This window comes from Streptomyces sp. NPDC046821, from assembly GCF_040645335.1.
Classification (GTDB): domain Bacteria; phylum Actinomycetota; class Actinomycetes; order Streptomycetales; family Streptomycetaceae; genus Streptomyces.
The window spans coordinates 71057-90452 of the sequence record NZ_JBEYYB010000003.1 but is presented as its reverse complement, the minus strand read 5'-3'; the positions used below and the strand labels follow the sequence as shown (position 1 = coordinate 90452).

The 19396-nt window shown below is 71.2% G+C and carries 19 protein-coding genes; 5 read left to right on the top strand and 14 right to left on the bottom strand.

Features of this window, described 5'->3' with window-relative positions; all coding sequences use genetic code 11:
- The first annotated feature begins 66 nt into the window (after window positions 1–66).
- Window positions 67–1305 (top strand): phosphodiester glycosidase family protein, encoded by a 1239-nt coding sequence (locus tag ABZ893_RS06995; RefSeq protein ID WP_361398025.1) that lies wholly within the window; start codon window positions 67–69, stop codon window positions 1303–1305.
- Between the two features lie 15 nt (window positions 1306–1320).
- On the opposite strand, the gene ABZ893_RS06990 is transcribed toward ABZ893_RS06995, so the two are convergent.
- The 10 genes from ABZ893_RS06990 to ABZ893_RS06945 form a co-directional block, all read right to left on the bottom strand.
- Entirely contained in the window at window positions 1321–1515 is a 195-nt protein-coding gene (locus ABZ893_RS06990; RefSeq protein WP_361398022.1) for a hypothetical protein, read from the bottom strand.
- Between the two features lie 119 nt (window positions 1516–1634).
- Entirely contained in the window at window positions 1635–2156 is a 522-nt protein-coding gene (locus ABZ893_RS06985; protein ID WP_361398019.1) for a nuclear transport factor 2 family protein, read from the bottom strand.
- Between the two features lie 340 nt (window positions 2157–2496).
- A complete protein-coding gene (locus ABZ893_RS06980; protein WP_361398016.1) occupies window positions 2497–3153 on the bottom strand; it encodes an ATP-binding cassette domain-containing protein in 657 nt (218 codons plus the stop codon).
- On the bottom strand, window positions 3146–4057 hold the full coding sequence (locus tag ABZ893_RS06975) for an ABC transporter ATP-binding protein (protein WP_361398985.1): 912 nt from the start codon (window positions 4055–4057) through the stop codon (window positions 3146–3148). The genes ABZ893_RS06980 and ABZ893_RS06975 overlap by 8 nt, the downstream gene beginning before the upstream one ends.
- Window positions 4058–4101: 44 nt before the next feature.
- Complete coding sequence (locus tag ABZ893_RS06970) at window positions 4102–4968, bottom strand: ABC transporter permease (protein ID WP_361398013.1); 867 nt, start codon at window positions 4966–4968, stop codon at window positions 4102–4104.
- Window positions 4961–5926, bottom strand: coding sequence for an ABC transporter permease (locus tag ABZ893_RS06965; protein WP_361398010.1), 966 nt, complete (start codon window positions 5924–5926; stop codon window positions 4961–4963). Before ABZ893_RS06965 ends, ABZ893_RS06970 begins: the two co-directional genes overlap by 8 nt.
- A gap of 23 nt (window positions 5927–5949) precedes the next feature.
- On the bottom strand, window positions 5950–7545 hold the full coding sequence (locus tag ABZ893_RS06960; RefSeq protein WP_361398007.1) for an ABC transporter substrate-binding protein: 1596 nt from the start codon (window positions 7543–7545) through the stop codon (window positions 5950–5952).
- A 133-nt stretch (window positions 7546–7678) separates the two neighbouring features.
- Window positions 7679–8770 carry an acyl-CoA dehydrogenase family protein gene (locus tag ABZ893_RS06955; RefSeq protein WP_361398004.1) on the bottom strand — a complete coding sequence of 364 codons (1092 nt, stop codon included), beginning with the start codon at window positions 8768–8770 and terminating at the stop codon, window positions 7679–7681.
- On the bottom strand, window positions 8767–9954 hold the full coding sequence (locus ABZ893_RS06950; protein ID WP_361398001.1) for an acyl-CoA dehydrogenase family protein: 1188 nt from the start codon (window positions 9952–9954) through the stop codon (window positions 8767–8769). The genes ABZ893_RS06955 and ABZ893_RS06950 overlap by 4 nt, the downstream gene beginning before the upstream one ends.
- Window positions 9951–10925, bottom strand: a complete 975-nt coding sequence (locus ABZ893_RS06945) for an NADPH:quinone oxidoreductase family protein (protein WP_361397998.1) — start codon at window positions 10923–10925, stop codon at window positions 9951–9953. The genes ABZ893_RS06950 and ABZ893_RS06945 overlap by 4 nt, the downstream gene beginning before the upstream one ends.
- Window positions 10926–11149: 224 nt before the next feature.
- Here ABZ893_RS06945 and ABZ893_RS06940 point away from each other — a divergent pair, with 224 nt between their 5' ends.
- Window positions 11150–12115, top strand: a complete 966-nt coding sequence (locus tag ABZ893_RS06940; RefSeq protein ID WP_361397994.1) for an SDR family oxidoreductase — start codon at window positions 11150–11152, stop codon at window positions 12113–12115.
- A gap of 78 nt (window positions 12116–12193) precedes the next feature.
- On the opposite strand, the gene ABZ893_RS06935 is transcribed toward ABZ893_RS06940, so the two are convergent.
- The 3 genes from ABZ893_RS06935 to ABZ893_RS06925 all read right to left on the bottom strand — a co-directional run bounded on the left by ABZ893_RS06935 (window position 12194) and on the right by ABZ893_RS06925 (window position 15208).
- Window positions 12194–13039, bottom strand: a complete 846-nt coding sequence (locus ABZ893_RS06935; protein WP_361397990.1) for an enoyl-CoA hydratase/isomerase family protein — start codon at window positions 13037–13039, stop codon at window positions 12194–12196.
- 55 nt (window positions 13040–13094) lie between these two features.
- Window positions 13095–13835 carry a PIG-L deacetylase family protein gene (locus ABZ893_RS06930; protein ID WP_361397987.1) on the bottom strand — a complete coding sequence of 247 codons (741 nt, stop codon included), beginning with the start codon at window positions 13833–13835 and terminating at the stop codon, window positions 13095–13097.
- Window positions 13836–13903: 68 nt separating this feature from the next.
- On the bottom strand, window positions 13904–15208 hold the full coding sequence (locus tag ABZ893_RS06925) for an alpha/beta fold hydrolase (protein WP_361397984.1): 1305 nt from the start codon (window positions 15206–15208) through the stop codon (window positions 13904–13906).
- Window positions 15209–15354: 146 nt separating this feature from the next.
- Between ABZ893_RS06925 and ABZ893_RS06920 the strand changes: the two genes are divergently transcribed.
- Genes ABZ893_RS06920 through ABZ893_RS06910 form a run of 3 tightly spaced genes read left to right on the top strand, consistent with a single transcriptional unit; the run spans window position 15355 to window position 18229 of the window.
- Window positions 15355–16110 (top strand): (Fe-S)-binding protein, encoded by a 756-nt coding sequence (locus tag ABZ893_RS06920; RefSeq protein WP_361397981.1) that lies wholly within the window; start codon window positions 15355–15357, stop codon window positions 16108–16110.
- On the top strand, window positions 16107–17588 hold the full coding sequence (locus ABZ893_RS06915) for a LutB/LldF family L-lactate oxidation iron-sulfur protein (RefSeq protein ID WP_361397979.1): 1482 nt from the start codon (window positions 16107–16109) through the stop codon (window positions 17586–17588). The genes ABZ893_RS06920 and ABZ893_RS06915 overlap by 4 nt, the downstream gene beginning before the upstream one ends.
- Entirely contained in the window at window positions 17585–18229 is a 645-nt protein-coding gene (locus ABZ893_RS06910) for a lactate utilization protein C (protein ID WP_361397977.1), read from the top strand. Before ABZ893_RS06915 ends, ABZ893_RS06910 begins: the two co-directional genes overlap by 4 nt.
- 42 nt (window positions 18230–18271) lie before the next feature.
- Here ABZ893_RS06910 and sph read toward each other — a convergent pair whose 3' ends face one another.
- Window positions 18272–19306 (bottom strand): sphingomyelin phosphodiesterase, encoded by a 1035-nt coding sequence (sph, locus tag ABZ893_RS06905; protein WP_361397974.1) that lies wholly within the window; start codon window positions 19304–19306, stop codon window positions 18272–18274.
- Between the last annotated feature and the right edge of the window lie 90 nt (window positions 19307–19396).

Sequence of the window (19396 nt, the reverse complement as noted above, 5' to 3'; positions counted from 1 at the left end):
GCCTCCCTCCAGGTCTGGTGAACTCCCTCATGGCAGGGGTGAGTTATCCAGATATCAGGGGGGAACATGGGACATCCCGACGTCCGCTTGAGAACGGCACTCGCGGCGTGTGCCGCATTCGGCGCACTGGCGGGCACGGCTCTGGCCGGCGCCACGCCGGCCAGCGGCGCTTCGCCGACCGGCCATGGCACGTCGATCGCCCCGGGCGTCACCTACGAGCAGTTCGACATACCCGGGGCGAAGGGCCCGGCCCACGCTCACGTCCTGAGCATCGACCTGTTCGAAGCGGGCGTACGCGTCGATCTGCTGCACCCGACGGCGGTGGGCGGACGGGCGACGATCTCCTCGCTGGCCGACGCGAGCGGCGCGGTCGGCGGGGTCAACGGCGACTTCTTCGACATCACGGAGTCCCAGCATCCGGGCGTAGCGGCCACTGGCGCCCCCGTGGGCCCGGCCGTCGCGAGTGGCCGGACACTCAAGTCCGCCGTCCCTGACGGCCAGCGCTTCGGACCCGCGCTCCCGCCCGGAACGACGACCGAGGACGTGCTCGGCGTGGGCGTCGACCACCGCGCCCGGCTCGACCGTCTGGCCCTGGACGGCACGGTCCGCGCGAACGGGCGGAGCCTGCCGCTCGGCGGCCTCAACCAGTACGCGCTGCCGGTCGGTTCGGTCGGTGCGTTCACCTCCGACTGGGGCGCGGTGTCACGGGCCCGCGCGACGTGCGGAACGGACACCGACCGGGCCGCGCCGTGCAGTGCGGACACCTATGAGGTGACGGTACGCAGGGGCCGTGTCGTGTCGTCGTCCACCACTCCGGGCAGCGGTCCCATAGCGTCCGGCACCACTGTCCTCGTCGGGCGTGAAGCGGGTGCGCGGGCGCTGCGCAAACTCTGGGCCGGCGAACACGTCAAGATCACGCACCGGCTCGTGGCCGCCTCCTCCCGCATCCCCTTCCGCTTCGCGATCGGCGGCTACCCGATCCTGCGGAACGGTGTGCGGTTGCGGGGACTCGACGCGAAGACGTCCACCGTACGCACGGCCGCCGGCATCACTCGCGACGGTCACCATCTGTTCCTGCTGGCTCTCGACGGCTCCCGCAAGTACCGCACCGGCCTCACCATCGCCGAAGTGGCTGATGCCATAAGGGATTTGGGCGCCGACGACGCGTTCAGCCTGGACGGCGGAGGCTCGTCGACCCTGGTCGCCCGAGCGCCGGGCGCCGCGTCGGTCACCGTACGGAATCACCCGACGGACGCGCCTGAACGTGCCGTGGCGGACGGGATCGGGGTGTTCGCGCGGCGCTGACCTGGCCGTTCGTGTTCAGGGGTGGAGGCTGCTCAGGATTCCCGCCGTGGCCGTCAGGCCGTTTTGGAGCGTGGGCGCCATGCTCGTGCCGGCCAACGAGAACCCCAGCAACATGCAGACGATCGCGTGCGAGAACTTCATCGCGCCGTTGCGCAGGAAGATCACCGCCAGGATCAGAAGCAGCAGCACCACCGAAATCGACAGGGACATCGCCGAACCTCCTCCGCCAGACCGACACCGAGGCTTTCGGCGGCAAGTGTGGCGTAGCGGACCCTGAGCCCGGGCGAGTGACGCGTCCGCCGAACGAGTGGTGTGGGGGCCGGTCGGGTTCAGATCGACGCCCGAGCGCCGGTCAGTTCCGCGACGCGGGTGACGGTCTCCGTCGGCAGGACAGGCGGCTCGCCCGTGGTCCAGACGACGCGCACGGACATGTGGCTCATGCGCCAGCCGCTTTCGGTACGTCGGAATTGCCCCTCGTAGACGCCGCCCACGGTGAACAGAGGGTCGGCGCCCTCACCCCGTACTCGAAGCGTGGAGTCCAGGTGAACATGCGTCATGTGGGCGTTCCAGGAGGCACTGGCCGTCCCCGCGCCCGGTTCAGCCCGGACCAGGACGTCGGAGGAGATGTGCAGGGTGGCGGCGAACCGGCCGATGGCCTCCTCAACATGGCGTACCGCGTCAACGCCCTCGGCCACGCCGAGCGGCGTCGTCGTCCGTAGATCGCCGGTGAAATAGGCCGCAGCCCAACCCGCGTCGAACCGCCGCTCGTCCATGGCGCGAAAGAAGCCGCTGATGAGGGTGCTGATCTCGAAGTGGTCGCGGGGATTCGTCGTACTACGCATGTCGTTCATGGCTCGATCATTCGACCTCAACCATGCTTCAGGTCAAGACGTTCCCCCAACCGACTGCCGTCCAGATCGGAACGCACAGGCCAACAACCAGCTACCCCCAGCGAACCCGTCTGGCCCCAGCGGCCGGCAATTCGGTCCATACGGCTTCTCGATCGGGGCCCCGCCAGGTCGGTGGTGGCCCGGAAGCCGACGCGGCCCTCGTGGTGATGGCTCTGCGACGAGTGGGGTGGGACATGTGTTCCTCCCAGCGAGTGCCGTACGGAACCTCAGTGAGCACGGGGGCTAAAGCCGCTCAATGGACAAGGGAAGTAAGGGAGTTGGCCGGACCTGCATCCCCGGTTCATCCGCCGGTGGCCGGCACACCCCACTCCACCGTCCGGTCGCACCACCGCTCCATGAGCTGTCGGTCGTGGCCCACGGCCAGCAGGCCCGCGCCCGTCTCCTTCCGGTACGCCTCCACGACCGTCACCAGGGCCGCCGTCGTGGACGCGTCGAGCATTGCCGTCATCTCGTCGCAGATCAGCCAGCGGGGGCGCAGGGCGAGGGCCCGTGCGAGGCAGGCGCGTTGCAGCTGCCCGTCGCTGACCTCGTGCGGGCGGCGCGGCAGCAGGTCGGGGCCGAGGCCGACGGTCGCCGCCAGCTCGGCGACGCGGTCGTCCGGGCGCAGGCCCGTGGCCCGCAGCGGTTCCGCGATCAGGTCGGCGAGGCGCAGCCGTGGGTCGGCCGACTGGCGGGGCTGCTGGAAGACGACGCCGAACGCGGTGCGCTGCTCGCGGGGCGCGCGGTGGCGCCAGCCACGGGCCGGTTCCCCGTCTATGACGACGCGGCCGGAGTCGGGCCGGTGGAGCAGGGCGGCGACCCGGGCGAGCGTGGACTTGCCGCAGCCGCTGGGCCCGAGCAGCCCGACGGCCTCGCCGGGAGCGACGGTCAAGCTCACGTCCCGCACGACCGGGTTGCCGCGCTCGTACCCGGCCGTGACGGAGAGGAGTTCAAGCACGCGGCGCCTCCAGGGGCACGGTCGCGGGGTGATGGCAGGCCACGCCGTCCCTGAGCGCCGGACCCACCGCGCACAGGGCATCGGCGCGGTCGCAGCGCTCGGCGAACGCGCAGCCGTCGGGCAGGGCGCCGAGTTCGGGCGGCATCCCGGGGATCGGCGTGAACTCGCGGTCGGGCAGGGCGTTCAGGAGCCCTCGGGCGTAGGGGTGCTGCGGGCCCGGGGTGCCGAAGAAGCAGGCGGCGTCGGCCAGTTCGACGACACGGCTCGCGTACATGACGGCCACGCGGTCGGCAATGCGTTCGGCGGCGGCGAGGTCATGGGTGATGAGGAGGAGCGCGCGGTCGCTCCCGATGTGGCGGCGGAGTTCGTCGACGGTGCGATCGACGAGGTCGCGGTCGAGGCCGGTCGTGGGTTCGTCCGCGAGGAGCAGGGGCGCGTCACCGACCAGCGCCAGCGCGGTCGCCGCCCGCTGCGCGAGCCCGCCGGACAGCTCGTGCGGATACCGGTCGAGGTGCCCGCCGGGAAACGCGGCACGCGCCGCGGCCTCCTCGACGGCAGCCGCCAGCCGAGTCCCGCGCGCGCCCGTCAACTCCCTGACCACTTCCCGGAGTTGGGAGCGCACAGTCCGTACGGGCGTGAGGTGCGCGGCCGGGCTCTGCGGTACGAGGCCCACGCGGCGGCCCCGCACCGTGCGGGCCAGAGTGTGCTCGTCTGCGGCCAGCAGATCGAGGTCGCCCACGAACGCGGACCCGGCCGTCTCCGCGTTGCCCGGGAGCAGCCCGAGGAGCGCGGAGGCGAGCACCGACTTGCCGCAACCGCTCTCGCCGACGAGAGCCAGGCACTCGCCCGCCGCCAGGTCGAAACGGGCACCGTCGACGGCCTGCACGTACGCGCCGTCACGCATCCGGAAGCGTACGGACAGATCGCGCACGCGGAGAACAGGTGGCGTCACAGCATGAGCTCCGATCGGCGGCGGGGATCGAGTCGTTCGCGCCAGGCGCCGGCGAGGCCCGCGATGGCCAGGGTCGGCACGATGACGAAGAGGCCGGGGAAGAGCGTCGGCCACCAGTTCCCGGCGAGCAGGGAGCCGCGCGCGGACTGGACGAGGATGCCCAGGCTCGCCTCGTGCGCGGGAAGCCCGAGGCCGAGGAACGAGAGGGCCGACTCGTGCCAGATCGCGTGCGGCACCATCAGGACGGCGGCGAGCGCGGCGCGCGGCAGGACGCCCGGCACCAGGTGGCGCACGGCGATCCGCCACCGCGACGAACCCCCTGACACGGCGGCGTCGATGTAGGGCCGGGAGCGCAGGGAGAGCACTTCGGCGCGGACGATACGGGCCGTGGACAGCCAGTGCGTGAGCGCGACCGAGACGATGACGGGCCAGACGCCCGGCTGGAACATGGCCACGATGAAGATGCCGAGCAGCAAGTGCGGCACCGAGGAGAACACGTCGACGAGGCGCATGACGACCCGGTCCGTCCAGCCGCCGACGGCTCCCGCGAGCGCCCCGACGGCCGTCCCGATGACGGTCGCCACGACGGCGGCCACAACACCCACGAGGAGCGAGACGCGGAGCCCGTACACGCAGCGGAGCAGGAGGTCGCGGCCGACGTCGTCGGTGCCGAACGGGTGGGCCCAGGTGGGTGGTTGGAGCTTGGCTGCGAGGTCGACGGCCTGTTGGTCGACGTGGGCGAGGGGCGGCACGACGAGGACAGTGAGGACGACGGCGGCGACGAGCACGGCGGACGTACGCACCCGCCACACGCGCGTGGAGCGGCGGGCCTCGCCGTGGGTGCGCCAGGTGAGGTCAGCCATCGAATCCCACTCTCGGGTCGGCGAGGCCGTACAGGAGGTCGGCGGCCAGGTTGCCGAGGAGTACGGCGAGCGTGGCGAGCACGGTCAGTGCGGCGAGCAGCGGGAAGTCCACGGAGGTCGCGGCCTGCACGGTGGCGGCGGCGATGCCGGGCCAGCTGAACACCGTCTCCACGAGGAGCGCGCCGGTGATGAGTTCGGGTACGCGGGAGCCGATGAGGGTCAGGACGGGGAGCATTCCGGAGCGCAGGGCATGGCCGAGAAGCACGGTGCGTGGGGCGAGTCCGCGTGCGCGTGCCCCTCGGACGGGGTCCTCGGCGAGCGCGTCGGCGACGCCCTGGCGTACGTAGAGGACGAACCAGGGAAGTTGGGACAGGGCAAGGACGGCGGCCGGGAGGATCAGGTGTGAGGTGATCTGGCCGGCGGTGATCGTGGTGCTGCCGGTGTCGGTGAGCCCGCCGGCCGGGAGTGCGCCGAGCTTGAGGGAGAACAGCCAGACGGCGAGCAGGCCGAGCCAGAACGGGGGCGCGGCCTCCAGGACGTAGGCGAGCGAGCTGACGGTCCGGTCGAGCCAGCCGCCCTGGCGTCGGGCGGCGAGGACGCCGAGCGTCGTGCCGAGGAGGACGGCGGCGAGGAAGGCGGTGGCCGCGAGCAGCGCCGACCAGCCGATGCGTTCGCCGATGACGTCGGCGACGGGCTGGCGCATGACGGCCGAGTCGCCGAGGTCGCCGTGGAGGGCGGAGGTCAGCCAGTCCCACCAGCGGCTGACGAGGGGGCGGTCGACGCCGAGGTTGGCGCGGAGCTGGTCGAGGTTCGCCTGCGACGAGGTGAGCCCGGCCGTGCCCGCGTAGGCCTTGACGGGGTCGAAGGGGGACGCGGCGGCGACCGCGAACACGCCGAAGGTGACGGCGGCCAGGACGGGGACGGCGAAGAGGATCCGCCGTCCCGTCAGGCGTGCCATCGGCCCCCAGGGGAGCCGGCGCGTCACGAGTTCCGCTGCCAGTCCTCGACGTTCCACCAGGGGCCGGAGGCGAGGCCGTGGTCGTGCGGTTCGACCTGGGTGGTGAGGTCGCCGAAGCGGTCGTCGACGACGTAGAGGTGGTCGATGTGGGTGAGGAAGGTGTAGCCGGGGTCCTTCACGAGTTCGCGCTGCACGGTGTCGTACGCGGCCCGGCGCTCGGCGCGGTCGTCGGTCCTGCGGGCCGCTTCGAGGGCCTTGTCGACGGTCGCGTTGTCGTACCAGGCCATGTTGTTGAACCCGTCGCCCGCGAGGGAGGACTTGAGGAGGGTGTACTGGTCGAAGTCGGGGTCGGCCGGTGAGCCGCCGCCGGCGAGGACCGCGTCCTTGGGCATCCGAGGCTGGATGACCTCCCAGGTGCCGGACTCGACGGTGATGCGGATGCCGAGCTTCTTCGCGTCGGAGGCGTAGGCGAGCGCGTGGTCCTGGCGGAGCTTGTCGCCGGTCAGGTACCAGAGCGGGAAGGCGGCGCGGACGCCGTTCTTGACCCGGATACCGTCCTTGCCGGGCTTCCAGCCCGCGTCGTCGAGGATCTTCCGGGCCCGGCCGAGGTCGTGGGTGCGTTCGGTGCCCTTCGCGAACCAGAGGCTGTCGGTCGGGACCGGCCCGTACGCCTCCTTGCCCGCGCCGTCCAGGATCGAGTCGACCATGGCCTTGCGGTCGACGCCGATGTCGAGAGCGCGCCGGACGGCGGTGTCTCCGGTGACCTTGTTGCCGGAGGGCAGGGTCACGAGGCGGTAGTCGAAGGTCTTGGCCGCGTACGACTTCTTGCCGCCGTCGTCCTTGAAGGTCGAGGCGAGGTTCGGCGGCAGGATCGCGCCGTCGAGGTCGCCGGAGCGCAGCCGGGTGGCGCGCACGTCGTCGTCCTTGATGATCGCCATCGTGAAGTTCTTGATCTTCGGCTGGCCGCCCCAGTAGCGGGGGTTGGCCTTGAAGGTGAGCTTCTCGCCCTTGGACCACTTGACGAGCGTGTAGGGCCCGGTGCCGATGGGCTTCGTCGTGAAGTCCCCTGTGTTGACGTCCTGTTGGCCCGCGACGTGCTCGGGCGCGATGGGCAGGACGGTGCGCTCGGCGAACGGCGCGTAGGGGTACTTGAGGTGGAAGACGACGGTGTCCTTCCCCTCGGCCTCGACGCTCCTGACCGCGTCCAGCTCGGTCTTGTAGGCGTTGTTGGTCTTCTTGTCGAGGATCGTCTCGTAAGTGAAGACGACGTCCTCGGCCGTGAAGGGCTTCCCGTCACTGAACTCCACGCCGTCACGCAGCTGGTACGTGTATGTGCGGCCGTCGGCGCTCACCTTCGGCAGGGCGGCGGCGAGCGCCGGCCTGAGCTTCATGTCCGCGTCGTGCGTGAGCAGCCCGTCGAAGATCTTGGAGTTGCCGTCCTTGCCGTAGCCCAGGAGCGGGCTGAGCGAGTCCGGTTCGTAGGCGATACCCACGACGGCGCTCGCGTCGGCCCGCTCGGCGTCCGGTCCGCCGCCCGGCGCCGAACAGGCCGCGGCGGTCACCGCCAACGCGGCGACCGCCGCCACCGAAGCCGCACCTCGTGCCGGCCTGCCCACCATGCCCACCCCTATTGAAGATCAAGTGTTATTGCGAATGGGTCGCAATAATGCCATGACGTCAAGGGAGGGTAAAACCCGGGGTCAGGGTGGGTGTGGGGTCGGTTTCCCTCTCGGTCGACAGCAGCCCCCTACCTCAGGGCGCCCGCAGGTCGACCAGTTCGGCAAGCTCCTCCCGGTGTCTTCCGGCCGACCCCAGCGCGATCGAATCGGCCTTGGCCCGCTTGAGGTAGAGGTGGACGGGGTGCTCCCACGTCATGCCGATGCCGCCGTGCAGCTGAAGCGCCTCCTCCGCCGCGTGGACGGCGGCCGGGCCCGCGTACGACTGGGCGACGGCCACCGCGATGTCCGCGTCGTCGCTCCCGGACGCGAGGGTGGCCGCGGCGTTGCGGGCCGCGGCACGCATTCCAACGACCTCCAGCCAGACCTGCGCGAGCCGGTGCTTGAGCGCCTGGAAGGAACCGACGGGGCGGTTGAACTGGTGGCGCTCACGCGTGTAGCGCACGGTCTCCGTCAAACACCAGTCGGCTACGCCGAGTTGCTCGGAGGCGAGCAGGCCTGCGCCGGCTCGCAGCGCGCGGCGGACGGCCGGCAGGGCGTTGCCGGTGAGCACGCGCGCGGGTGCCCCGGCGAAGGTGACCGTGGCGACGGGCCGCGTACGGTCGAACGACGTCTGCGGCTCGACCGTGACACCGTCGGCGCCGGCGTCGACCGCGTACAGGCCGCCGCCCGTCGGCACGAGCAGCACGTCGGCGGCGATGGCGTCGGCGACTCCGGTGACCCGCCCGTCGAGCCTGCCGCCGTCCGCGCGTACGCCGTTGAAGGGCTGGCCGGGTGCGGCCGACAGAGGCGCCGTGAGCACACCGACCGTACGGCCCGAGGCGAGCGCGGTGAGCAGGGCGGACACCTCGTCACCGGTGCAGGCCAGCAGCGCCTCGGTCGCGATGACGGCACTGGTCAGATACGGAACGGGGGCGACGGAGCGCCCCAACTCCTCCAGCACCACGGCGACTTCACGATGACTGGCGCCCTGTCCCCCGAGCTCTTCGGGGACGAGCAGTCCCGCGAGCCCCATGTCTTCAGTGAGGGACTTCCAGAGGGCCCGGTCGTGCGGCTGGTCCGTCTCGGCGCGGGCCGCGACGGTCGCGGCGTCGCAGTGGTCGGCGAGGAGGCTACGGACGGCGGACCGCAGCGCCTCTTCCTCCTCCGTGTACAGCAGGTCGCTCATCGCGCGAGGTCCTTCCAGGCGACGTCCTTGTCGGTGCGCGGCTCGGAGGGCAGTCCGAGGACGCGCTCGGCGACGATGTTGAGCAGGATCTCGCTCGTCCCGCCCTCGATGCTGTTGCCCTTGGCGCGCAGGTACCGGTATCCGGCGTCCCGGCCGAGGAAGTCGACGGTGGCGGGCCGCCGCATGGTCCAGTCGTCGTACAACAGGCCTTCCTCGCCGAGGAGTTCGAGTTCCAGGCCGCTGATCTCCTGGTTGAGGCGGGCGAAGTTCAGCTTCATGCCGGAGCCCTCGGGGCCGGGGTGGCCCGCCACGAGCTGCTGGCGCAGGCGCTCGCCGGTGAGGCGGGCCACCTCGGCGTCGACCCACAGTTTGAGGAGCCGCTGGTGCGTGTCGTGGGTGCGCAGCTCCGGGCGTTCCCGCCAGGTCTTCGCGAGCGAGGCAATCATGCCGCCCTCACGCGGGATGCGGGCCCCGCCGATCGACACGCGCTCGTTCATGAGCGTGGTCTGCGCGACCTTCCAGCCGTCGCCGATCTCGCCGAGGCGGTGTGCGTCGGGGATGCGGACGTCGGTGAGGAACACCTCGTTGAACTCGGCCTCGCCGGTGATCTGGCGCAGCGGCCGCACCTCGACGCCGGGGTCGGTCATGTCGCAGATGAAGTAGGTGATGCCGCGGTGCTTGGGCACGTCCGGGTCGGTGCGGGCGATGAGGATGGCCCAGCGGGCGTTGTGCGCGCCGGACGTCCACACCTTCTGGCCGTTGACGACCCAGTCGCCGCTCGCCTCGTCGCGTACGGCGCGGGTGCCGAGGGCGGCGAGGTCGGAGCCGGCGCCGGGCTCGCTGAACAGCTGGCACCACACCTCCTCACCGACCCACAGCGGGCGCAGGAAGCGCCGCTTCTGCTCGTCGGTGCCGAAGCCGAGCACGGTCGGGGCCGCCATACCGAGGCCGATGCCGATGCGGCGCGGGTCGTTGTCCGGCGCTTCGGCCGCGGCGAGTTCGGCGTCCACGACCGCCTGGAGCGAACGCGGCAGCCCGAGCCCGCCGAGCCCCTCCGGGTAGTGCACCCAGGCGAGCCCGGCGTCGAAACGGGCCTTGAGGAAGTCGGCACGGTCCGTGGTCGCCGGCGGGTGGGCGGCCAGCAACTCCTGTGTACGGGTACGGAGTTCGGCGGCGTCGGTCATGCGGACGCCCCCTCGCGGCCGGGGACCACGGCGACGCGGCCGGTGGTGACACCGTCGGCGACGCGCTGCACGGCCGCCGCCGCGCCGGCCAGCGGAACCCGCTCACTGATCAGCGGCTTGATCGCGCCACTCGTCGTGAGTTCGGTGAGCTGCTCGTGGCAGTGGGCGACGGCCTTCGGGTCCTTGGTGTTGTACAGGCCCCAGTGCAGTCCGAGGACCGAGTAGTTCTTGACCAGGGCGTGGTTGAGGGAGGGGCTGGGGATCGTGCCGCTCGCGAAACCGACCACGATGATCCGGCCCTCGAACGCGACGACCTTCGTGGACTGCGTGTAGGCCTCGCCGCCGACCGGGTCGTAGACGACGTCCACGCCGCGTCCGCCGGTGGCTTCCTTCACGGCGGCGATGACGTCCTGGGTGCGCCGGTCGATCACGACGTCGCAGCCGAGGTCGCGGGCGGCCTTCGCCTTCTCCTCGCCGCCGACCACGCCGATGACGGTGGCGCCGGCCGCCTTGCCCAGCTGGACGGCGGCGCTGCCGACGCCGCCGGCCGCCGCGTGGACGAGGAGCGTCTCGCCGGCCTGGAGGTGAGCTCGCCGGTGCAGGCCGAACCAGCCGGTCTGGTAGCCGATGTGCAGGGCGGCGGCCTCGGCGTCGTCGAGAGCGTCGGGCGCGGGCAGCAGAGCGGCCTCGGGCGCGAGCGCGTACTCGGCGAAGCCGCCGTGCGGGAGCGCGGGGTTGGCCAGGACCCGCCGCCCGTCCTCGGTCTCGCCGCAGATCTCGACGCCGGGCGTGAACGGGAGCGGCGGGCGCACCTGGTACTGGCCCCGGCACAGCAGCGCGTCCGGGAAGTTGATGTTCGCCGCGCGCACCCTGAGCAGGACCTGGCCGTCGCCGGGGACGGGCCGCTCGACGTCGGCGAGCTCCATCACCTCGCTCGGCTCGCCGTTCCGGTGCACTTGCCATGCCTGCATACGGGGCCTCCACGGGACTGCTTCGTCTTACCGGGCTCGATCGCAGACTAAGCGGTCGCTTGGGTTTCTGGGAACAGGGTGGGGCCGCTTTTCGGGGGAGGTCACCCGGTGGGTGCAAGTCGGTTTGGGCGCGGTGGCTGGATGAACGCACGTCCACCTGCTCACATGACCGTAGACCCGTCTCAGGCCTGGAGCTTTCGCCGCTCCCGCGATATCGATACGGCATGACGGACACGACCGGACCCGCCCCCGCGAGCGCCCCACAAGGCCTGCCCGCTCCACCTCCGGACGGCGCGAGCGCTCTGCCGCAGGGCACGTTCCGGGGCAGCCTGGTCCTGGTCACCGGGGGTGGCACCGGGCTCGGGAAGGCCGTCGCCGCCGAGTTCGCGCGGCTCGGCGCGGACGTGATGATCGTCAGCCGCTCGGCCGCTCACCTGGAACCCGCACGCGAGGAACTGGCGAAGCTGACACTCGACGGCGCCACGGTGACGACCGCCGTCTGCGACATCCGGGAGCCTGACCGGATCGCCGAGGTCTACGACGCGGCCGAGTCGACGTACGGACGGATCCCCGACGTCCTCGTCAACAACGCGGCCGCCAACTTCCCCGTGCCCACGGAGGACATGTCACCGAACGCGTGGCGCACCGTCGTCGACATCACCCTGAACGGGACCTTCTACATGACCCGCGAGTTCGGCCGCCGGCACCTCGCGGCGGGCACCCCGGGCTCGGTGATCGCCGTCGGCGCCTCGTACGCGTGGACGGGCGGCCCCGGCTTCGCCCACAGCTCGGCGGCCAAGGCCGGGGTGAAGAACCTGGTGGAGACGCTGGCCGTGGAGTGGGGCCCGTACGGGATCCAGGTCAACGGTCTCGTACCGGGGCTCATGCCGCACGAGGACATGACGGCGGACATCCGCGGGAACCTGGCGCGAGGCGAGGACGAGGACCGGCGCGAGGGCCAAGCGGAAGGTGGCGGTGGGCACGGCGCCCGGCAGCCCGCCCTCCGCGTCGGCGCGCCCCGCGAACTGGGCTGGGCCGCCACCTTCCTCGCCTCCCCCTACGCCCGTTTCATCAGCGGCCACACACTCGTCGTGGACGGGGCGAACTGGCAGCGGCGCGGCCTGGTGAGCCCGCCCGTGGTGACGGTGCGGGAGCAGATGGGGCGGGGGCCGTTCGGGGCGGAGGCGTAAGCCTGGGGCGACGGGGCTGCCGCGTGGTCCCGGCCCAGGGGCGGCTGGGCCGACGCGCAATCCCGGCCCCGGAGCGAACTACTTCCCCTCAAAACGCGGCTCGCGCCGCTCCGCCTTCGCCGTGTACCCCTCCCGGATGTCCTCCGACGTGAGCGTCAGCGCCGCGCTCATCGCCACCCGGTCCAACGCCTCCCCCAGCCCCGCGTCCGCGTAGGCGTCGATATCCCGCTTGACGGACTGCACTGCGAGCGGCGCGTTACCCGCGATCTCGGCGGCAACGCCGCGCGCAACCTCTTCCAACTCCCCTACCTCAGCCACCTGTTGAACCAGATTGAGCCGGTACGCAGTCGCAGCATCAATCCGGCGGCCAGTCAGCGCCAGGAACTTCGCCCACCCCGCCCCCGCCTCCCGAGCGATCCGCAGATCACCGCCCGCGTCGACCGCGACCCCGAGCCCCGTCTCCGGCAGTGCGAAGCTTGCACCCTCCGCCGCGATCCGCACATCGGCCATCAGCGCCAGCTCGAACCCGAAACCGAGGCAATGCCCCTGCACGGCGGCGACGACGGGCTGCGGCAGCCCGGCGAACGCACGGAACCGCTCATGCACCCAGCGGATCCCCTCGTAGTAATTACGCCCCCGCTCGGACGCGCTGCGCCCGCTGATCGCACCCCCGGGCGCCTTCACATCGATCCCCGCGCAGAAGGACCGCCCCTCCGCACGCAACAGCACCACCCTGATCCGGTCGTCGAAGCGGATCCGGTCGGCGAGCAGACCGAGCTGCCGACTGGACTCCCAGCTCCAGGCGTTCAGCTTCTCCGGCCGGCACAAGGTGAGGACACCGATGCCGCCGTCCTCCACATCGAGCCGAAGCCGCTGCTCACCGTCACCGTCGCCGGGAAGCTCGTTGCTCGTCGTATCGATCACCCGTCAAAGCCCCTTTCTGACGCATCATCAGAACAGGCAGAGTAGGTGACCGCCCCTACCGAATGAAGAGCTCGAACGCGACGGCGGGCTTACCGCCGAAGCGCGGCGCGACCGCCTGGACGTTGCCGGTGAGGAACGTCCGGCAGTACATCTCCGGGTCCTCGTTCGTCAACACCTCGATGTACGTGCGGTGTTGGAGCAGGGACCGCACCGACCGTTCGAGTCCGGGCGTCGCGTCGACCGCGTGCGTGGGTGAGGACGAGCCCGCGATGGCGACCCAGCGCACCCCGTTCCACGGCTCCAGGCCCTGTTCCCCCAGCTCGGGGAAGATCCACCGGTTGCCCGCGTCCGCCGCCGCGTCGAGGGTGGCCCGGCCGACGGCGACATGGTCGGGGGTGTTCCAGGCGACGCCGCCCCAGGTGTCACGGTGGTTGATGGTGATGAGGAGTTCGGGGCGGTGCCTGCGGATCGCGGCGGCGATGTCGCGGCGCAGCGCGGTCCCGTACTCGATGACACCGTCCTTGTGGTCGAGGAACTCGACGGTGTTCACGCCGACGACGGCGGCGCTCGCGAGCTGCTCCCGCTCGCGGAGGGGTGCGCACGTGGCGGGGTCGATCGTGTCGATGCCCGCCTCGCCTCGGGTCGCGAGGACATACGCGATCTCGCGTCCGCCGTCGGTCCAGCCGGCGATCGCGGCCGAGCAGCCGTATTCGAGGTCGTCCGGGTGGGCCACGACGGCGAGTGCGCGCCGCCAGTCCTCGGGCATGGGCAGCAGCTGATCAGGGGCGGAGGTCATGGGCGCACCCTAGTGCGGCGGCCGTGACGGAGGCCGCCGTTCCAGGGTGTCGCCCCCAGTCGCCTGACTCAGGCCTCGCCCCGGACCAGCGCGAGGAGCCGGTCGAGCACTCGCGGCCCACCGGCCCGCAGGCCGTCGTGCTCGAACTCGTCCGTGACCCACGTGCGCAGGCCCTTGACGGTGCGCGCCGTGCGCAGTGCGTGGGCCGTGTCGACGTACATGTCGTCGTGGTAGATGGCAGCAGCCGTCGGTACCTCATTGGCGGCGAGCCGCTCGGGGTCGTACAGCGGGGTCCAGTCGGTGTGGGCGGCCAGGAGTTCGGCGGTCTCGCGCAGCGGGCGCAGGACGGGGTCGCAGTCGAACATCCAGGGGTGCACGGACTCGCCGGTGAACAGCAGCGGCTCGTCGCCAGAGAGGGTCTTGGCCGCGTCGAACTGGGGGAACTCGGCGCGCACCCGTTCGGCCGACCAGTTCGTGGGCCGCGCGTCCTGCCCGTAGATGGCCTCGTGCACGAGCGCGTACAGCGGGTGCGACGCGTACGAGAGGGCGGCCTGCGCGGCTTCCTGGAAGGCGTCGGACAGTTCGAAGCCGCCCGGGGTGCGGACGAAGGCGTCCTCCAGGAGGTAGTGCAGGCGGTCGCTGCCGTCGCTCGCGCCCAGCATGATGCCGAGCGACTGGAAGGCCTCGGCGGTCAGGCGGTAGCCGCCGTTCAGTACGGGCTTGTGCTCGGCGGTGTACTCGGCGATGCGGCGGGCGCGTTCGACGTCCTGCGGGTAGCGGGCGTAGTGGGCGGCGACCTTGCGCTCGATGCGCGGGTACGCGGCGCGGTAGACGTCGTCAGCGTGGCCGTCGAGGGTGGGCAGGCCGCCGGTGATGACGGCGGCGGCGAGGCCTTCGGGCGCGGTCGAGAGGTAGTGGGTGGCGCAGAATCCGCCGAAGCTCTGGCCGAGGACGGTCCAGGGGGCGCCGCCGGTGACCTCGCCTCGGATCGCCTCGCAGTCGCGGACGATCGAGTCGGCACGGAAGTGCGTGAGGTAGGTGGCCTGTTCGCGCGGGCCGCCGCGCAGCGGGAGCGTCTGGCGGTTGACGGGCGTCGAGCTGCCGGTGCCGCGCTGGTCCAGGAGGAGTACGCGGTGGTCCTGGAGGGCGCGGCCGAGCCAGGCCTGCTTGCCGGAGAAGCGGTTGGCGCCGAAGCCGGGGCCGCCCTGGAGGTAGAGGAGCCAGGGCAGGTTCGCGTCCTCCTTTCCGGTGGCGACCGCCTCGCGGGCGTACAGCTCGATGCGTTCGCCGTCGGGGCAGTCGTGGTCGAGCGGCACGGAGAAGCGGCGGTCGGTGAGGACGACACCGGGCTGGCGGTAGGTGACGGTCGACAAGGCGGCTCTCCTCGGCACGTACGGAATGCGGTGTGTGATGTCCGCTCAGGTAAGCACACGTCGGCGCTCGTGACGCAGGTGCCTCCCCTGTGGCCCGCCCGCCGCGTACGCTGCACTCATCCGATGATCGATACGAAGGAGCCGCGATGCGTGTCGCACTGTTCCTGACGTGTGTCAACGACACGCTCTATCCGGACACGGGCCGTGCGGTGGTGAAACTGCTGACCAGGCTGGGAGTCGACGTCGACTTCCCGATGGGCCAGACCTGTTGCGGGCAGGCGCACTACAACACGGGTTACCGCCATGAGGCCGAGCCGCTCGCCCGGAAGTTCTCCGATGTCTTCGCTGAGTACGACGCGATCGTGACGCCGTCGGGGTCGTGCGGCGCGATGGTGCGTGAGCTGTATCCGCGGATGGGCGAGCGGGCGCGCGCGGAGGGGCGGGGCGACGTGCTCGCGACCGCGCTCGCGCCGGTCGTACCGAAGACGTACGAACTCACTGAGTTCCTGGTCGACGTGCTCGGAGTGACGGACGTGGGGGCGTACTACCCGCATACGGTGACGTACCACCCGACGTGTCACGGGCTGCGTTCCCTGGGGCTCGGTGACCGGCCCTACCAACTGCTGCGGGCGGTCAAGGGGCTGGAGCTGAAGGAGCTTCCGGGGGCTCAGGAGTGCTGCGGCTTCGGTGGCACGTTCGCCGTGAAGAACTCCGATGTCTCGGCGGCAATGGGCGAGGACAAGGTCCGCAACGCGGAGTCGACGGGCGCCGACGTCCTGTGCGCGGCGGACAACTCCTGCCTGATGCACCTCGGCGGCACGATGTCCCGGCTGCACACCGGAATGCGCCCGATCCACATCGCCGAGATCCTGGCGAGCACGGAAGAGGAGCCCCTGTCATGAGCGGCGGTACGTTCGTCGGTATGCCCGCGTTCCCGGCGGCGGCCCGCGAGGCCGTGGGCAACACGACCCTGCGCGCCAACCTCCGGCACGCCACCCACACCATCCGCGACAAGCGCGCCAAGGCGGTCACGGAACTCGACGACTGGGCGCTCCTGCGTGAGGCCGGGAAGCAGATCAAGGACCACACGCTCCGTCATCTCGACACGTATCTCGTCCAGTTGGAGGAGTCCGTCACCGCCGCCGGTGGTGTCGTGCACTGGGCGGCCGACGCGGACGAGGCCAACCGGATCGTGACGCGGCTCGTCCAGGAGACGGGAGAGTCGGAGGTCGTCAAGGTCAAGTCCATGGCGACGCAGGAGATCGGTCTCAACGAGGCGCTCGAAGAGGCCGGGATCGCGGCCTACGAGACCGACCTCGCCGAACTCATCGTGCAGCTCGGCCACGACCGCCCCTCCCACATCCTGGTCCCCGCGATCCACCGCAACCGGGGCGAGATCCGCGACATCTTCCAGAAGGAGATGGGCAGTTGGGGCCGCCCGGCCCCCGAAGGACTCACCGACACCCCGGCCGAGCTCGCGGAGGCCGCGCGACTGCACCTGCGCGAGAAGTTCCTGCGCGCCAAGGTCGGCATCTCCGGCGCGAACTTCATGGTCGCCGAGACGGGCACGCTCGTGGTCGTCGAGTCGGAGGGCAACGGCCGCATGTGCCTGACCCTCCCCGAGACCCTGATCTCGGTCGTCGGCATCGAGAAGATCGTGCCGACGTGGCGCGACCTGGAAGTGTTCCTGCAGACACTCCCCCGCTCGTCGACGGCCGAGCGCATGAACCCGTACACGTCGACCTGGACCGGCATCACGGACGAGGACGGGCCCCGCGCCTTCCACCTCGTCCTCCTCGACAACGGCCGCACCGACACCCTCGCCGACGAGGTCGGCCGCCAGGCCCTGCGCTGCATCCGCTGCTCGGCCTGCCTCAACGTGTGCCCGGTCTACGAGCGTGCGGGCGGCCACGCGTACGGCTCCGTGTACCCGGGCCCGATCGGCGCGATCCTGAGCCCCCAACTCCGGGGCACGGCAAGCGAGATCGACGCGTCTCTCCCCTACGCGTCGTCGCTGTGCGGCGCCTGTTACGAGGTGTGTCCGGTCGCCATCGACATCCCGGAAGTCCTGGTGCACCTGCGTGAGCGGGTGGTGCAGGGCGGTCCGGCCACCCTGCGGGGCAACAAGGTCGTCCTGAAACCGGCGAAGGGGCACGCGGCGGAGCGGGCGGCGATGCGGGCGGCGCGCTGGGCGTTCACACACCCGGGCGCGCTCGGCGCGGGCCAGCGCCTCGCCTCACGCACCCGCCGCTTCCATCCCCGTACGCTGCCCGGGCCCGGCCGGGCGTGGAGCGCGACGCGGGATCTGCCTGCGGTACCGGCGGAACCGTTCAGGGACTGGTGGCAGCGGACGAACGGCGGGAAGGACACGGAGAAGTGAGCAGCAGAGACCTGATCCTGGGCCGGGTGCGGCGGGCGCTCGGCACACCGGCGGCGCCGGACGCGTACGAGCAGGCGGTGGACCGTGGCTATCTGCGCGAGCACGGCTCGCGCACGACCGCGCAGACCGTGGACCTTCTGGCGGAGAACCTGGCGGACTACCGGGCGATCGTGCATCGCTGCCCGGTCGAGGCCGAACTCCCGCAGCTGATCGGGAGGTTGCTCGCCGAACACGGGTCGGAGTCCGTGGTCGTACCGCCCGGGCTGCCAGCCGCATGGGTGCCGGAGGCGGGCATGGTGCAGGACCATGCCGAGAGCACCCCGCACGAGCTCGACGAGGTGGCGAGCGTGGTCACCGGTTGCGCCGTCGCCATCGCCGAGACCGGCACGATCGTGCTCGACGGCAGCCCGGACCAGGGCCGTCGCCGTATCACCCTCATCCCCGACCACCACATCTGCGTCGTCCAGGTCCCCGACCAGGTCGTCTCGTCCGTGCCTCAGGCCCTGGAACGACTCGACCCCACCCGCCCCCTGACGTGGATCTCGGGCCCGTCCGCCACGAGCGACATCGAGCTGGACCGGGTCGAGGGCGTGCACGGCCCGCGCACCCTGGAGGTGGTGCTGGTGGGCGCGACGGAGTGATCCACCGCGCCCACACCGACGGGCCCCGCGCGTGCTATCGGGTCACCGGCCGGCCTGGAGCGGGTAGTGGTCGGAGAGGTTGGTGTACGTGTAGCTCTTGCCCCAACTGCTCACCGTCCAGGGGGCGGTGGACTCCTTGACCACGTTGTTGTTCCAGCCGCTCGGGCGCGCGTGGCCCTGGGCGTGCAGGACGTAGTCCAGGTCCTGGCGGGGCTCGCCCGGGTAGCGGTCGAGGGCGATCGAGTTCAACTGGGTGTCGAACGAGTACGGGTGGCCGGTGCGCGAGTCCGCGCCGACGAGCCCGGCGTCGGAGAGCATGGACGCGTACTCGGAGCTGCGCGAGTCCACGTTCAGGTCGCCCGCCAGCATGACTTCCTCACCCGCCGGGATGTGCTTGGCATCGAGGAAGGACTTGATGGCCTTGAACTGGAGGCTGCGGTCCTTGACCGCCTCACCCGCCCCGCAGCCGGAGTCGGTTGACTGGGTGTGCGTGCCGACGATGTGCACCTTCGTGCCGTTCACGTCCAGGACGGCGTACACGAAGCCCTTGTTGGAGTACCAGTCGGAGCCGCACGCGTCCTTGTAGACGAACTGCTCCTTGCGGACGATCGGCCACTTGCTGAGCAGCGTCACACCGCCGTCCTCGGGTGTCGTCGTGGAGTAGGAGCCGCCGGTGGCGTCCCAGCCGTCCTTGGACCGGCCCACGACGGGGGTCTGGTACGGGTACTGGGCCGCCGCGGTGCGCTTCAAGGCGTCGGACGTCGTGTTGTCGAACGCCTCCTGGAGCACGACGACGTCGTTGCCCTGGAAGAACGGCGCGGCCGGGATGGCCGCCGCCCGGTGCGCCTGGCCCCAGTTGGGGTACAGGTTCGTGCTCATCAGGAAGGTGTTGTAGGTCAGCACCTTGAGCTTGGGCGGCTCGGCGGTGGTGGCCGCCGACGCGTTCGGGGCGGTCAGGACGGCGGACACTGCTGCCAGGGCGACGGCTGTCGCGGAACCGGTCGTGCGGCGGGCAACGCGGGACACGTGGCCTCCCGTTTCGTGTGGGGGTGCGGTGAGGTACGAGGCACCGCACATCAAAGCAGGCGTGGTTACTTCTGGGTAACTGCTGGGTGGCCACTTTCTTCAATTCTTTTGTCAGCGACCCGCGTTGCCGCACCCGGCCCA